This is a genomic window from Streptomyces sp. NPDC043680 (assembly GCF_056436685.1).
Genome location: NZ_JBWKCE010000018.1, coordinates 70,088 through 85,917 on the forward strand (window position 1 = coordinate 70,088; position 15,830 = coordinate 85,917).

The window sequence follows — 15,830 nt, forward strand, 5'->3', positions numbered from 1 at the left end:
TGTGATGCCATCACGACAACCGAAGTCAAGCAGTCGTGTACTTTCGGCGCTTGACCGCAAAATAACTTCACGTACCGTGTACTTTCAGCGCCTCCCTCGAACAGCGCCCCGGATCTGACACATCGGCGGCGCGTCGACGCGTCAAAAGACAAGCACACGTTGATTTTTTGGATAGTCTCGGACCGCCTGAGTAACAAGGAGGTCCTGTGACATCTGATCCGCCCGCACGTCGCCGACAGCGCGGGCCCCGTCCTGTACCCACCCCGGTCGCCGCAGGGAACGAAGCCGAGTACGGCGACATCCTGGCCGTCCTCGGCCAGCAGCTCGGCGAGAAGGTGGCCGACGTCGCCGACCCCGGCGGCCGACGTCGGCTCAAGGGGGTCCACTTCGAGTACGCGGCAGACCCCAAGGCCGTCCACGACATGGCCGGAGGCGCCGGGTACAGCCTGGCCAGCAACTGGTTCACCCAGCTGCTGGCGCAGCTCGCCGTCGCCAACAGCATCACCAAGTCCCAGCTGTGCGTCTTCCTCTTCGTGGCCGGAGGGCAGGTGCCGGGGACCGGCATCACCCAGTACACGCAGCAGGAGATCACCGACGGGCTCAACAAGATCGCCGCACAGAAGGGCGGCAAGATGATCACGCGTTCCACGGTCAACCGTGCCGTCCAGGCGCTGTGCGGCTACAACTGGGTGGAGAAGGCCGGCAACGGCCGGATCCAGATCAACGTGCGTCTGTGGTTCCACGGAAACAGCACCGCCCAGCACGAGGTGCTCGCGGAGATCGCCGACCGGCACGACCACGACGTCGAATCGTTCCCGTACGCGGTGGGCCCCGAAGGCGCCCATCAGGAGGAGCTGGACCTCGACTTCGGGACCGAGACCGAGGTTCGCGGAAGGAGACGTACCGGGTGATAGTGCTGCCAGGCCCCTGCACGGGCGACCGCTCTCGAGGAAGGCTGTCCCATGGCTAACGTCATGTCTCCGATCGTCGCGGAGCGCATCTGGGCCCTGCCGCTGTCAGGGTCCGCCGTCAAGTTCCTCCAGTACCTCGTCTCCCGCAGCGACTTCGGGGGAGCCCTGCCGGTACGGCAGAAGGACATGGCGGCCGAGTACGGGGTCACGCCCCAGGCCGTCAGCGGACTCATGGCGCCGCTGTGCGACCTGAACATCGTGCTCAGGCCGCGCAGCGAGGAGCGCAACGGCAACTCCTACCGGCTCCACCCGCTCGCGGCGAAGTACGAAAGCCCCGAGGCCATGGAGGCGGCGTTCCGCGCGGCGCTCGTCCGCATCCAGGGAGGCGAGCTTCCCAACCTGAAGCTGCCGACCTACCACCAGGCCCCGCCGACCCCGACGGGCCGCCCCAAGCTCCAGGTCGCCTGAGCGGAGCCACGGAGCGGGACCCCGGGCTCGAACGCGGACCCGGACAAGACAGAAGGCCCTCCACCGTGGTGGAGGGCCTTCCGTGCCTGAGTAACTTGGTACCCCCACTATATCCGCCGGGCCCCGGCTCCGCGTACTTGGATTGCGCCGGGCAGGGTGCCCGTGTCCTGACCGCGCTGGGACGTCACGAGGCGGCAGGCCGGCGTCCACGTCGAGCCCGGCACGGCCAGGTTCCGGGCATGGGCTGGTCGGTTGAATACACCTGCCTGCCCACCCGATGTCCGCCCTCCTGCGCAGGCCTCGCGGTAAGGAGGAGCCATGACGCATCTGGCTCGGATTCCGTTGGCGGACGGCGGCTCCATTCTGGTCGAGGCGCCACCCGGGACCGGGGGACCGGTGAAGGCGGGGCGCCTCGGCGACGCCATCCAGGAGCTCCCCGGCAACCTCCAGGCAGCGCTCGTGTCGGTCACCGATGCGGCGAGCGCCACACTCGACCAGCTGCGCAAGGCGGGCCCCGAGGGGGTCACGGTCGAGTTCGGCGTCGACCTCGCCGTCACCGCCGGCGCCGTGATCACGAAGGGCAGCGCCAACTGCCACCTGAAGGTGACCATGAGCTGGCACAAGAAGGACGCCTGACCCGGTGGACGCCACCCTCAGGGCCCTGGCCCAGCTCCTCGGAGAGCACGACGAGGTGTGCGGAGCCGGCTTCCTGGTCGCCGACGACGTCCTCGTCACCTGTGCACACGTCGTACGCGCCGCCGGCAGTGAGCCCGGGAGCAGAGTACGGCTGGTCTTCCCGTACGTGGACGGCGCACGCGCGGTCGAGGGGACCGTCCTGGAGGAGCCGTGGCGGGATGCCGAGTCCGAAGACGTCGCCGTGGTGCGCCTTGACGCCGTCGTGCCCGGCACACATGTCCCGCCGCTGGGGTCCGCCGCGGGCTCCAGCGGCCACGGGGTGCGCTCTTTCGGCTTTCCCGGACAGGCTGCGTCGGGCGGGCACTTCGGGTACGCCAAGGCGGGAGACCTTCTGCCGGCGACGGAGAACCGGGGCGAGCACCTCCAGCTGACCGGTGCCAACGACCTCACCACCGGGTTCAGTGGTGGCCCCGTCGTCGACGAGGTGACCGGCCTGGTCATCGGCATGCTCAGCGAGATCATCGAGCCCGATGCCCACGAGAGGGGCCAGAACATCGCCTACGCCACCCCCGTGGATGTGCTCCGGGGGATCTGGCCCGACTTGACCGTGCGGGACGTCTGCCCTTACCGGGGCTTGGAGCCCTTCACCGCGGACCACGCTCAGTGGTTCGAGGGTCGGAAGGACGCCGTGCGCCAGGTCCTGGCGCATCTGGCCGAACAGCAGCGCGTGATCCTGCTGCTCGGTCCGTCCGGCTCGGGCAAGTCCTCCCTCGTCCAGGCCGGGGTCCTGCCCGCACTGGCAGCGGGCGAACTGGCGGGCAGTGACCGGTGGCTGCGCGTGGTGCTCCGGCCGGGGGATGACCTGCTCGCCGAAATCGAGGCGCGCGGGGCTGCCCGGGGCCGCCACTGACGGGATCCCTGAGGCCGTGACCCGCAGGCTCTTGGCCGAGCCCGACTGCCGGCGCGTCGTGCTCGTCATCGACCAGTTCGAGGAGTTCCTCGCCCCACAGGAGCGCAGCCCCGCCGCCGCGGACAGCCTTACGTCTGCGATCACCTCGCACGCCGCCCTGAGCGTGATCCTGGTCATGCGCGACGACTTCTACCCGCAGCTCGCCGCCCGCGCCCGCGCGTTGCTGGAGGCGGCGATGCCGGGCCTCCTCAACGTGCCGGGCACCCTGAGTGAGGACGACCTGCACGACATCATCACGCTGCCCGCCCACAGCGTGGGCGCCCGCTTCGAAAGCGGGCTTGCGGAGCAGATCGTCACCGATGTCCTGGCGACCTCCCCGGAGGGGGTGCGCAGCCGCAGGGCCCCGGTCACGGTGCTGCCCCTGCTGGAACTGACGCTCAGCGAGCTGTGGCGACGACTCCGTGACGGCTTCCTCACGCACGACGCATACCGGCGCATCGGCGGAGTGACGGGGAGCCTGACCACGTGGTGTGACACCGCTCTGGACCAACTGCCTCCGGGCGGCCTGCCTGTCGCCCAGCGCATGCTGACCTCGCTCGTGCGCCCTGCCGACCTCCGCCGCAACATCCCCGAGATCCGGGCGCAGGTCCGACTGGCGGATCTGCGAGATCTCGCGGCCGGCCCAGACAGCGGGCCAGAGGACAGCAGTGCCTTCGACACCGTCCTTGCGGCCTTGACCCGGCATCGGATCATCACCACGCACACGCCGGAAGTGCCCTCGGCACAGCCGGTGGCAGAGCTCATTCACGACGCGCTCATCCGGGACTGGGGAACCCTGCGCAAGTGGGTCAGCGAGGACCGCCAGTTTCAGGAATGGTTCGTACGGGTCAGCGAACAGCAGGCTCGCTGGGCGGAGGGAAGGAATGAGGACGACCTGCTGACGGGAACGGCGCTTGCCGAGGGGCTCGCAATGTGGTCCCGCCGGGGCCGTCTGCCCGCCGACATCGTCGAGTTCCTCACCGCCGGCGAGCAGCGCCAGCAGGCTGTTATCCGCCGCAGTCGGCGCCTCAACGCGATCCTGGCCGGCTTGCTCGTCATCGCTCTCATCGCGGGGGCCGGTGCATTCTTGCAGTGGCGGACCGCCGAGGGGCAGCGGCGGGAAGCCCTGTCCCGCCAGCTCGCCGGTGAGTCCGACACCCTTCTGGATACCAACCCCACCGTGGCCTCGCTGCTCGCCGTGCAGGCCTACCGCACCAGCCCCACGTCCGAAGCGGCTCACAGCCTGCAGAACGCCGCTGCGATTCCGCTGCGGCGCAGCCTGTCCGGCCACGGCGACCGGGTGACCAAGGTGACGTTCAGCCCTGACGGCTCCACTCTCGCCAGCAGCAGCCTCGACCGGACGGTGCGCCTGTGGGACACGCACACCGGCAGGCCCGGCCCCATCCTCAAGGGACACACCGCTCCGGTGATGTCCGTGGCCTTCAGCCCCGACGGCCACACACTCGCCACCGGCGGCCTCGACGGTACCGTCCGCCTGTGGGACGCGCACACCGGCGCACCCCGCCACATCCTCCAAGACCACGGCGCCGCCGTGCGGTCCGTGGCTTTCAACCCCGACCGCCGCACCCGCACCCTCGCCACCGCCGGCGACGACGCGACCGTCCGCCTCTGGGACCTTGGGACCGGCAAGCCCCGGGCCGAGCTGGAGGGGCACACCGGCCCCGTGTGGTCCGCGGTGTTCAGCCCGAACGGGCGCTTCATCGCGACCGGCAGTCTCGACCACTCGGTGCGCGTGTGGGACGCGGCAACCGGCAAGCAACACGCAGGCCCGCTGAGGCAGCCCGGCGAGGTGCACTCCCTGGCGTTCGACTCCGACAACCGGAAACTCGTCACATCGAACAACACGGACACCGGCGTGCGGGTGTGGGACATCGACACGGGCAAAGAGCGCAACAGCCCCCAGCGGGGCTACTTGGACGACATCACGGAATCGGTGGCGTTGAGCCCGGACGACCGTGCCCTCGCCACGGGCCTCCAGGGTGGCACGGCAGTGCTGTCCGATGAATTCGGCCGGACCCTTGCCATCCTGCCGGGTCACCCCGACACCGTCTGGTCGGTGGCGTTCAGCCCCGACGGCCATACGCTCGCGACGGGCAGCGACGCCACCGTGCGTCTGTGGGACGTGGCCGCCGGACCGAATCGGGCGACGTTGAGCGAGCACACCGACAAGGTCTGGAGGGTGGCGTTCAGCCCGTCCGGTCGAACCCTCGCCACCGGCAGCCTCGACGGAACCGTGCGCTTGTGGGACGTGGCCAAGCACACGAGCCAGGCCCCACTCAAGGCCAGCGGCGCAGTGCGAGCGGTGGCGTTCACCCCCGACGGGCGCACCCTCGCCACCGGCAGCATGGACGGCAAGGCCGAGCTGTGGGACGTGCGAACCCGCACGAGGAAGATCGCCATCTCGGCGAACACGGGACCGGTCGAGGCAGTGGCCGTCAGCAAGGACGGACGCGTCATCGTCACCGGTGGCGGAAACCGCGTACGGCAGTGGGATGCGGCCACCGGCAAGGAGATCCGCGCACCTCTGAAGACCGCCAGCACCGCGGTGACCGCACTGGCCTACAGTCCCGACGGAATGAAGCTGGCCGTGACCGACATGGACAACTCCGCACGCCTGTACGACGCTGCCACAGGTGCCCCCGGCCCCGTGCTCAAGGGGCACAGCGGAGCGGTGTACGCAGTGGCGTTCCACCCCGACGGGCGGACCCTGGCCACGGGGAGCGAGGACTCCTCGGTACGCCTGTGGGACGCGAACGGCGGCAAGAGCCTGGCCACCCTCACCAAACATCATGGGTCGGTACCCGCCGTGGCGTTCAGCCCCGACCGGCGCTCTCTCGCCAGCGGCAGCAGCGACGGAAGCGTAGTGCTGTGGGACGTGCCCACCCGCAAGGCCCGCGCCACCCTGCTTGAGTTCGAGATCGTGCAGGGGGTGGCGTTCAGTCCCGACGGCCACACCCTCGCCACCGGAAGTGCCGACGGCAACGCGCGGCTGTGGAACGTCACCCTGCCTTCGCCCGCCGCGGCGATTCGGAAGATCTGCCAGGCCGTCAACCGCGACCTCACAGCGCAGGAGCGGGCGGCATACCTGCCGGACCAGAAATCCGACCCCGTATGCCCCCGGAGATGAACTCGCACACACCGCAACGATCCGGAGCCCGCGGAGGCAGCCCGGCTTCCACGGCATCTCGTTGCCCACCGGCCCGTCGGCAGCCGGCCCGCCACGGCCGGCCCGCATCCAAATGAGCCGCTCCCTGCAGCGGCTGCACCCCCCGGCTCGCGCTCCGGCTGCACGAGGCGCTGATTCCTAACCTGGCTTCATGACGAGGACACCTCCGAGCGAAGCCGATCTCCAGCTCATCCACTTCTGTCGTGACCGGAGGATCACGCTGAAGCCGTCTCGCCTTACCGCGTGGCGGGCGCACGCTCTGATTCCACCGTCCGAGCCCGTGTTCCTGGGCGGTCGCCACGGGACGCGGCGGGTCTACCCGCCCGGCACCGAGGTACAGGTGCTGTGCCTGGCCGCCTGCGACCAGCTCCATCCGCGGATGTCGCCCTACGATCTGCTGCTCCTCACCTTCTTCGCCGAAATGCCGCTTCCGCTGCTGCCGACCGGGCCGTTGAAGGTCGCCTTGGCCCAGACGTTCTTCGGTCCCCGCTTCCGCTGGCGGGAGGAGGAGCAGCGGGCATTCGACGCCGTGCCTGAGGACTGGCGCGCGGAGCTGCCAACCGAATTCAACTGGGCACAGACCCGAGCCGCGCTGGAGATCCGCCAGGGTGGCCCCCACGTGCAGCAGATGCGCGAGAACCTCAAACGCCTGCCGGGTCTCGCACGAGCCCCGCGCGAGCAGCTCGACGCCCGGGTGGACGGGGTGCTCACGGCGCTCAACAGAGACCGCCTTCCCGTGGAGGACGCCGAGATCATGGCGGACCTCAAGGCGGCCATGGCCTTTGACGGCCCTCCCGCGCGATCCCGCGCCGCGTGGATGCACGCGGCGCTGTGCCGCTCAGAGCAGCTGGCCCTCCGCCAGGAGACGAACGGCGCGGAGCGCTTCGACGAGCTCATGGCGCTCCAGGAGCCCGAGCTGCTCCACTTCCGGGAGCTCGTACTCGAAGCGGTCAGCGCCATGTACACGGCCGCATCGGAGGGACGGCTGCGGACCCGTGAGATCCGCTCCCTGCCCATGGCCAGGATGGCCGGCCGGATGCTGGTGGAGTGGAACAGCGTCCGGCAAGTCGTCGAACCCGGATCCCGTCCGGCGCAGCTCGCACTCGACGGCCTGCGGAGCCTCTGGTCCATCTGCTCGCACACCGGGGGAGGAAGCGGCGAGGGCCGTGCGGCGTTCACCGCGCGTACGGCGCCCGGCTCCTCACCTTGCTTGCGTGAGTGTTGACCCTCTTGCTGTTGTCTAGCGGCCGTGATCGTTCCCACTGAAATACCTGTACCTCCACGACGCACGCCCGGAGTGCACGGCGTTGAACATGTAGCTGGTGGCGTTCGCGGCCTCTATTCACCCGGGGCATACCGTTTTGGCAGGATTGCCGGTTTCAGTGAAAGTGCTTACTAACGGCCCGTCGCTCAACTAAAGTCCCAGGTCGCTGAGCCTGCTCCCCGCACACGCGGGGATGAACCGTAAGCCGGCGAGCTTTTCGCCCTGACCCCGGCCTGTTCCCCGACACGCGGGGATGGACCCGGCGTGACCACCGGTTCAGTCGCACCTGAACCGGCGAGAAGATCCGCCGGTTACTTCAAGCCTCAACGCCTGCACGCCGACAAGGCCTACGACATCCCCCACCTGCGGAAATGGGTGCGGGGCATGCGCATCGGCGTCCGGATCGCCCGCAAAGGCATCGAGTCGAGTGAGCGATTAGGGCGTCGGCGGTGGGTGATCGAGCGGACGATGTCCTGGCTGACCGGCTACCGCAGACTCAACCACCGCTATGAACGCCACCCCGCAACTACCTGGCCTTCCTCGGCCTCGCAGCCGCCCTCTGCTGCTACAAACGCCTCATCCGAATGACCACATAGGACACGGTCTTAGACTTCGCGGTCCATACCCATACGTCATCGGTGTCGAGGCGGACATGCCGTACGAGCAAGTCGGCGACCTCGATGGAGCGGTACACCATGCCGCACTGCACGAGCATGGCCGCGTCTCGGCGCCCGATCCTGGTGGACTCGTCGATGCCTGCGAGAACCTTGACCAGGTACTTCAGGTCAGGCCGGCGAACTTCTCCGGCTCGCCTCCGGCGGGGACGTACTCCTCGAGCCGATAGTCCTCGATCATCTCGCGGATCAGGGAGCCGTCGGGCCTCTCGCTCTCTCGTTCGCGGCCGTCGTCGGCGGTGCGGATCCAGGCAGGATGCAGGACCGCGAGGACTAGGCAGGCGCAGGCCATCGTGCTCCAGAGACCGGCCGCTCCGGCGTGCTCGAGCAGCTGTGTCCCGGCGAGCGGGGCGGCGATCCCGGCGATGCCCCAGCTCGTGCCGTAGACCGCCAGGTATCGGCCCTTTCCGGCGGCGGGGGCCAGGCGTGCCACGAGTGCGTACGCGCGGCCCACAAGGAGCAGGTCACCCACGCTCCATACGATGGTTGCCGCGATGTAGATGACCAGGTCGTGAGCAAGCGCGTATCCGGCAAGGCCAAGGGCCAGCAGGAGATAGCCGCCGGCGAAGGCGGCATGTGCCGGGAGTGTGGCGAGTCGGTTGAGCCGCAACAATGGCTGCCCGCCGGTGATGGTGAGGGCGGACGTGGTGAACAGCAGTCCGGTGTCAGCCGGTTGCAGTCCGCGCAGTTCCAGGGACAGTGGCAGCGCGATCATGATCTGGAGATAGACCACCGCGAACAGCGTCCCTGCCGCGAGCATCACGAGCAATGAGCGATCTCGCCAGGGGGCGGCGGTGGTCGCCTGCTGGGTTGCCGCTGTCGTGGTGTGGTGGTCCGCGGGCAAGACGAGGTGCACGGTCAGCGCGCAGACCAGGCAGGTGAGGGCATCGACCACGAAAAGCCACCGCAGGTCCCAGCACCCCAACCCGGCCGCCAAAAGGCCCGCACCCATGCCGGCTACGGCGAGGGCGGCGTTCAACAGGCGGTAGGCACTGACCTGTTCACCCGGCGCCACAACATCCGCGATCATTGCCTGGCTGGGCGGCTCGTAGATCTCGAAGGCCAACCCCATCAGCACCGCGAAGCAGGCTGCCGACACCAGGCCGTCGGACAAGGCGATGCCCAATTGCGTCACCGCGCACCCGGTCAGCCCGACCACGATCGTGCGGCGTCGGCCGATACGGTCGGCCAGGCGACCGCCGACCAGGCGCGAAGGAATCGTGGCGAGCCCGAAAGCGGCGCTGATGTACCCGGCGACGACGTTACTTGCACCGAAGTTCGTCGTGATCAGCACGGTGAGGAACGACAGGGAGAACGCCCCTAGCCGGTTCACCGCCCGCGCCACAATCAGCAGTCGCACCGTGCGTGGCACATGCTTTCCGCTCTGCGCAGACCCCATGATGCCCCCTCGTGCGTGACTGACGAAACAGGTATCGTCGGTCACGCATGCACGCTAGAGGCCGAAGGAGTGACCGGTCAAGTGATGTTCGATGGTCACGTGGTGACGCTGCTCGATGCGGCCGTCTCCCTCGTGAATACGTTGACCGACGGCACCCGACAGGGCCGCCCCTACACCGCTCCGCACGGGGACCAGCTCCCGCAGGCGGTACACGACGCACTGCCGCTCTCATCGCATCGCTCCACGGTCGAGCCGGGTCACGCCGCCTATCTCGCGCACACTGCCCAGCAGATGCGGGCGGTGTTCGAGGCCGTCGACAGCGGCCACATCGATCAGGCGGCCCAGCTGGTAAACGTCCTGCTGGGCACCGCCGGCGCCCGCCCTCAGCTCGATCGCGTCGATGGCGAGCCCTGGCAAGTCCACTTCCACGGCTCCGACGACAGCCTCTCCGTGGGCTGGAGCGCCGGATGTGCCACCGCCCTGGCACTGGCGATCGGCAGCAACCTCGCCGGACGCCTCGGCGTCTGCACTGCCCCGCTCTGCGACCGCGTGTACGTGGACGCATCCCGTAACGCGGTCCGCCACTTCTGCTCCACCACCTGCCGAAGCCGAGTCAAGGCAGCGGCCTTCCGGGCGCGCAAAGCGTCCCAGGGCTGAGCATCTCCCGGCTCCGGTGCCGGGCTGGTCGACGTGGGGGCGCGGAGATCGTGCAGCTGTACGCCGGGGACACCGCGACCGGCGTCACGCTCCCCTCGCAGCAGCTCACCGGCTTCGCTCGGTCGCACTGGCAGTCGAAGACGGTCGAATTCACGGTTCCGCTGAGCGTCCTGGCCTACACCGGCAGCACGGGCGAGGTGGTCATGGAACCCGGCCCCATCGAGCTGAGCGCCAGCAGCAGTTCCACCGACATCCGCTCGACCGCCACGCTCACTATCACCGGCCACACACGCGTCATCGACGTCCCGAAGCCGTTGCGGCCGCGCACGCCTTTGCCGCGCTCCGGGCTGGCGGGCCGCACCGCTGGTGGAACACCGAGGACGGCCACGAACCGAATCTCTGCCCTGGCATCCGCCGGGCTCTGACCGCCGCCTACTTGCTGCCCTCGGCCCCTCCCCGACCCTACTCAGTGTGCGGCAAGCCAGATGGCCGTAAGGGAGGCGGCGAAGCCGAGGTGGGAGACGGCAAGGAATCCCCATTCCAGGGGGCCCATGCGCCATCGGTTACGGGCTAACAGCCGCCACTCGTACACCGTGGAGCCGACGGCGAGGGCCAACGACGGCGCCCACAGCAGGGCCCACCAGGACCAGACGTCAGCAAGACGGAGAACGGCGCATACCGCACCGAAGAGGAAAGCAGTCAGAGACCATCCCGGCTTCTGCTGTTCTTGGACGGAGTGCGGTGCGACTGAAGGAGTGTTCACGTCTCATGTCCTCTCGGGTTCGTGGGAGGCAAGGCCCCGAAGGGGGTGGGCCGCGCCTACGGCTTCGGCCCACCCCCTTCAGTTACAGCTCGGGACTCATCAGTGGAAGAGCTGCCAGATGGTGAGCAGGTCGCCGCCCAGGCCGGCGGCAGTCAGAGGAGCCTTCCAGTACCCAGGACAGACCGTCGTACCACGCCTTGAAGTCGCTGTACGTCCCGGCGACGGCCCTGGCGAAGCCGGGGATCTTCTTGAACAGCTTGACGATGCCGTCGAACTTGCCGGCAGTGGTGCTCTCGCCGTTCGCGATCGCCACCAGCTGGGCACGTTCGGCCGCGCTGTACTCGATGGGGGAGTTGAGCAGGGCGTTGGCCATCGATCGGACCGTCTGCTGCTGTTCCTGCGTTGTCGCGGTGAGGGCCGGGGTGGCAGGGGCGGTGCTCGCCTGCGCCGCAGTACCGCCGAGGCCCAGGGTCAGTGCCGCGAGTACTGCGACGCCGCCGATGCGTATCGTGTTGCGATTCACGTATTCTCCCCTTTGTGTCATGCACAAAGGGGTGCGGAGATCAGGTGCCTGTTCCTGGAGCCGTCGGCTTGGACACTTTCGGCCCCGAGCCGCGCCTGGCTCCGCCCCCCCGTGCGAATGGCCTTGTTTACACGCCCAGTTGGACTGGTCGGGTTCAACCGGTGCGTGTTTCATGAACGTAACGCAGATGTCTGATCTTGCCCAAAGACTTATCGGCATGAGTCAGATCACAGGATGCATTTCGGTCATGTGTTCCAAATTGGGAAGCGCTTCCTCCTGCCCCTGAGGTGGCCCTCGGCAGGGGCTCTCCGCAAACACGTGCAAGGCTGACGTCTCCCGAGCGTCTCGACGGCGGCTTGAATTGCCAGCGATCGTCGGCGTGTCATCTGTTGGCACGGATGGACCTCGCGCAGTCCCGCCGTGGGGCGTCAGGGCAAGTGGATGGGCCGCCATCACCCTCATGACCCGACGCATCACCCAGAAGAAGAAGCTCAGCCCCTCCACCCTCGCCAAAGTCGCCTGAACCAGCACCTCCAGCTCAGCCGCCGACTCGGTACACCACGCATGTCATGAACGGCTCAGACATAGGTGCTAGGGCCTGTGTGCCGGGAACTATGCGGCGATTGTCGGGTTCGGTGCTAGCGAACGACCTTCGCCCCGCCTAGAGTGCCTGGTCAGGAAGCCTGCTCCCCGCGCACGCGGGGATGATCCCGTGTCCGCGGCGAACTTCTCCACGTACAAGTTCTGCTCCCCGCACGCGGGCATGACCCCAGCGCCTGCGTCGCCCAGTAGCTGGCGACTGCTCCCCGAGCCCGGGACGTGCTCGTCACCGACGCCCGGGTGGTGGGCTGTCTGCACCACGTGTCGCGGGGCCGAGCCGTGCTAGTGCTGAGCGGGCCAGGTACGTGCGCCGGCCTGTTGGACTACCGTTCGAGCGCCTTGAGCCAGACCGATACGGCCAGAGATTGGAATAGCTGGGTTTCAAAGGCTGCGGGGTTGGCCTGGGCCAGCATGCGGCGGATCTTGGTGGCTTCCTCGATGGCGGTGATGCCCTCCTCCCGCCGACCCGCCTCACCCAGATCGACGGCCAGGTTGTTCAGGGAGTCGGCGAGGTCGGGCAGATGGGCGTCCGGGTTGGCCAAGGCCAGCGTGCGGCGGATCCCGGTGGCTTCTTCGGTGACGGTGATGCCTTCCTCCCGCCGGCCCGCCTCACCCAGCCGGACGGCCAGGTTGTTCAGGCAGGTGGCAAGGTAGGGCAGGTAGGCGTCTGGGTTGGCCTGGGCCAGGGCGCGATAAATACCGGTGGCTTCCTCAATGGCGGTCAGGCACTCCTCCGGTCGGCCCATCTCGCCCAGGCGCAGGGAATGGTTGTTCAGGGTCATGGCGAGGTCGGGCAGGTAGGCGTCTGGGTTGGCCTGGGCCAGCGCGCGACAAATACTGGTGGCTTCCTCAATGACGGCCAGGCCCTCCTCCCGTCGACCTGTCTCGCCCAGCCCCACGGAAAGGTTGTTCAGACAAGAGGCGAGGGCGTGCAGGTAGGCGTCGGGGGCAGCCTGGGCCAACGCGCGATAAATACCGGTGGCTTCCTCAATGGCGGTCAGGCACTCCTCCGGTCGGCCCATCTCGCCCAGCCGCAGGGAATGGTTGTTCAGGGTCATGGCGAGGTCGGGCAGGTAGGCGTCTGGGTTGGCCTGGGCCAGCGCGCGGTAGTGGCTGGTGGCTTCCGTGCTGGCGGTCAGGCCCTCCTCTCGCCGGCCCACGTTGCCCAGCTGGTTGGCGAGGTTGTTCAGGGAGGCGGCGAGGCCGGGCAGGTAGGTGTCTGGGTTGGCCTGGGCGAGTGTGCGACGGATCCCGGTGGCTTCCTCGATGGCGGTCAGACCCTCTTCCCGTCGGCCCACGTCACCCAGCCAGACGGCCAGGTTGTTCAAGGCCATGGCGAGATCGGGCAGGTGGGCGGCGCGGTCGGTCAGGGCCAGCGCGCGGTAGTGGCTGGTGGCTTCCTCCATGGCGGTCAGGGCCTCCTCCCGTCGGCCCACGTCACCCAGCCGGCCGGCCAGGTTGTTCAGACAAGAGGCGAGGTCGGGCAGGTAGGCGTTTGGGTTGGCCTGGGCGAGTGTGCGACGGATCCCGGTGGCTTCCTCGATGGCGGTCAGACCCTCCTCCCGTCGGCCCACGTCACCCAGCCGGACGGCCAGGTTGTTCAGGCAGGTGGCAAGCTCGGGCAGGTGAGCCTCGGGACTGGCCTCGGCCAGCACGCGGTAGCAGTCGGCCAGGGTTTGGGCGAGGTGGACGGCTGTGGTGGCGAGGCGGCGACTGGTCTCCGGGAGCTGATCGTTGAGGGTGCGGAGAGTCTGAAGGGAGGTGGCGGGGGCGGAAATGGTGTTGTTCAGGGCGGTGATGAGGGGAGCGGGGTGGTCGGTGCGGGTGGCAGTGTCGGTGATCTGCTTGCCCAGCAGCTGGTGGTGGCGGGTACACAGGGCGGTGAGCTGGGCATCGAGGCGGACCTGGAAGACGGTGTGGGCGGCGGCGCGGCTGTAGACGGTCAGCAGCCGTTCGGTCTGGGTGTGGTCGGCGCCGTGGAGGAGGTGGTCGGCGAGGGTGGGGTCGGTGTCGAGGGTGCGGCCGATATGGCGTTCGGCGAGGCGGTCGGGTTGGAGTGTGCCCCAGGGCAGCGGAGCGGAGGCTGGCGGGTAGAGGCCGGCGAGCCAGGTGGTGACCTGGTTGCGGCGGTCGCGGGTCTGGTCGGCCAGTGCGGGGATCCGTTGCCATAGCCGGTCGGCCTGTTCGCGGTCGGCCGCTCCGGTGAGGTGAGCTGCGGCCATCGCCGTCTCCAGCGTCGCGAAACTCAGCCCTGGTGTGAGGCCGAGGGCGGCAGCGTTCTCCCTCCAGTAACGGCTCTCGTGTCCGAGGAGACGGTCTTCGACGTCCGCAGCCCGGGGGAGTGGCGCATCGTCTCGGCGGTCTCCGGTGCGTTCGGCGATACGGGGTTGGGCGGTGTCGAGGAGGTCCGCGAGGGCGGTCATGTGGAGGGTGAGGGCATTGCCGTATGCCTGCTGGTTCAGCTGCAACGGCAGCGGTAGGCGGGCTGCGGCCGTGGGCCAGTCGTGTGCGGCAAGGCCGTCGACCAGCGGCAGAGCTGTGGCCAGGGCCCGGGCCGCGTCACGGTAGCGGTCCGCCCTGCAAGCAGGGTCGTGCTCCAGCGCGGTCAGCAGAAGGGCGGGGGCGGTAGCGAGGCGGTCTTCGGCGAGGCGGGTGGCGGTGGCGGCCTGGCGCCACCAGTCGCCACCCGTACGGGCGAGCAGCAGGAGTTTCAGGGGGGTGGTGCCTGGGTGGTCGGCGACGGCCTCGACGAGGGCGGCGAGCTGTTCGGTGCGGGTCTCGGCATAGTCGAGGACGAGCAGCAGCGGCCTGGCGGCATGCCGCACTTCCGAAAGCTGGTCTGCGGTGGCGTTTGTCTTCGGCCACAGGACGGCCCAGCGGTCGGCGGACAGCTGGGCAGCGAGATGGTGGGCGAGACGGGTCTTGCCCTGCCCGCCCGGCCCGTGCAGCAGCCAGGCCCCGAACCCGCCCAGCTCGCACCACGCCCTCAGCTCGCCCAGCAAATCCTCACGGCCGTGGAAGGGCACGGTCTGGTGCCGCGCCTCGAGCAGCGTCGCCGGTGAGGGAAGCCTCGTGCCTTGCCCGTGGCTTTGGGCAGGATCGCTGAGGTGCTGGAACTCAACTGCCTCCAGGCTGTGGTCCGCTCCGGCGCCGTGCTCGGCGAGAGCGGCGCGGAAGGCGGGGTCGCGGTGCAGGACATAGGAGGGCACGACGTTCAGCTGCCCTCCACCCGAGTACGCACGGTCGGAGGCAACCAGGCCTACGAGCAGCCGGTCGGCGAACACCGCCGCCCCCGACATCCCGCCCCACGGCGAGGTGCCGTCGTCGGACCACCGCGGGGGATGCCGACGCAGGTCCAGCACGTACTGGTTGCCTACGAACCCGCTGCCCGGGTTCAGCTTCCCGCGCAGCTGAGCGGCTTCAACCGCACTGCCCTCACGCTGGGCGACATCCGGCACGCCCCAGGTCTCACACCCGGTGCCGGGCCGGTCCGTGACCGTACGTCCCCACCGCACCGGCGCGGTCGGCCCCCGCCAGTGCGGATCGTCATCGACGAGGACCAGGGCGGCATCGTCCCGGCCGGCGGGAGTGCCGCACCACACCACTGTCCCGCCTGCTGCACCGCTGCCACCTGGGTGGAACACCTCAACCCGGGTGTCGGCAGGGCCGACGACGTGGGCCGAGGTCAGCACCAGCCGCCCGCCCACGGCGTACCCCGAACCCGGCCCACGGGCACCGCTCACCCCGGCCAGACGCCCCTTGTCCACGACGGCTCCTCACGACCTCATGCGAACACACC

General features: G+C 68.9%; 11 protein-coding genes and 1 pseudogene. 9 read left to right on the forward strand and 3 right to left on the reverse strand.

The window, feature by feature from the left end:
• Window positions 1–206 precede the first annotated feature (206 nt).
• From AC0666_RS27660 to AC0666_RS27690, 7 genes and pseudogenes are all read left to right on the forward strand, one after another.
• On the forward strand, window positions 207–911 hold the full coding sequence (locus tag AC0666_RS27660) for a hypothetical protein (protein ID WP_478708509.1): 705 nt from the start codon (window positions 207–209) through the stop codon (window positions 909–911).
• Between the two features lie 51 nt (window positions 912–962).
• Window positions 963–1,379 carry a hypothetical protein gene (locus tag AC0666_RS27665; protein ID WP_468587015.1) on the forward strand — a complete coding sequence of 139 codons (417 nt, stop codon included), beginning with the start codon at window positions 963–965 and terminating at the stop codon, window positions 1,377–1,379.
• Between the two features lie 318 nt (window positions 1,380–1,697).
• Window positions 1,698–2,015 carry a CU044_2847 family protein gene (locus AC0666_RS27670; protein WP_468587013.1) on the forward strand — a complete coding sequence of 106 codons (318 nt, stop codon included), beginning with the start codon at window positions 1,698–1,700 and terminating at the stop codon, window positions 2,013–2,015.
• A 4-nt stretch (window positions 2,016–2,019) separates the two neighbouring features.
• Window positions 2,020–2,925, forward strand: coding sequence for a S1 family peptidase (locus AC0666_RS27675; RefSeq protein WP_478708510.1), 906 nt, complete (start codon window positions 2,020–2,022; stop codon window positions 2,923–2,925).
• A gap of 16 nt (window positions 2,926–2,941) precedes the next feature.
• Window positions 2,942–6,112 (forward strand): WD40 repeat domain-containing protein, encoded by a 3,171-nt coding sequence (locus AC0666_RS27680; protein WP_478708511.1) that lies wholly within the window; start codon window positions 2,942–2,944, stop codon window positions 6,110–6,112.
• A 319-nt stretch (window positions 6,113–6,431) separates the two neighbouring features.
• Window positions 6,432–7,376, forward strand: a complete 945-nt coding sequence (locus AC0666_RS27685; RefSeq protein WP_478708512.1) for a hypothetical protein — start codon at window positions 6,432–6,434, stop codon at window positions 7,374–7,376.
• Window positions 7,377–7,727: 351 nt separating this feature from the next.
• Window positions 7,728–8,011 (forward strand): annotated as a pseudogene (locus AC0666_RS27690) (transposase); the annotation flags it as partial.
• Between the two features lie 184 nt (window positions 8,012–8,195).
• Here AC0666_RS27690 and AC0666_RS27695 read toward each other — a convergent pair.
• The gene (locus AC0666_RS27695) at window positions 8,196–9,533 is read right to left on the reverse strand and encodes an MFS transporter (protein WP_478708513.1); all 1,338 of its coding nucleotides are present in this window, start codon (window positions 9,531–9,533) and stop codon (window positions 8,196–8,198) included.
• Between the two features lie 39 nt (window positions 9,534–9,572).
• Between AC0666_RS27695 and AC0666_RS27700 the strand changes: the two genes are divergently transcribed.
• Both AC0666_RS27700 and AC0666_RS27705 read left to right on the forward strand, forming a co-directional pair.
• Complete coding sequence (locus tag AC0666_RS27700; RefSeq protein WP_478708514.1) at window positions 9,573–10,145, forward strand: CGNR zinc finger domain-containing protein; 573 nt, start codon at window positions 9,573–9,575, stop codon at window positions 10,143–10,145.
• 50 nt (window positions 10,146–10,195) lie between these two features.
• Window positions 10,196–10,570: a fibronectin type III-like domain-contianing protein gene (locus tag AC0666_RS27705; RefSeq protein ID WP_478708515.1), complete on the forward strand. Its 375-nt coding sequence runs from the start codon at window positions 10,196–10,198 to the stop codon at window positions 10,568–10,570.
• Window positions 10,571–10,990: 420 nt separating this feature from the next.
• Here the strand turns inward: AC0666_RS27705 and AC0666_RS27710 are convergent, their stop codons facing one another.
• Together AC0666_RS27710 and AC0666_RS27715 are read right to left on the reverse strand one after the other, a co-directional pair.
• On the reverse strand, window positions 10,991–11,431 hold the full coding sequence (locus AC0666_RS27710; protein WP_478708516.1) for a hypothetical protein: 441 nt from the start codon (window positions 11,429–11,431) through the stop codon (window positions 10,991–10,993).
• Window positions 11,432–12,354: 923 nt separating this feature from the next.
• Window positions 12,355–15,798, reverse strand: coding sequence for a tetratricopeptide repeat protein (locus AC0666_RS27715; protein WP_478708517.1), 3,444 nt, complete (start codon window positions 15,796–15,798; stop codon window positions 12,355–12,357).
• Between the last annotated feature and the right edge of the window lie 32 nt (window positions 15,799–15,830).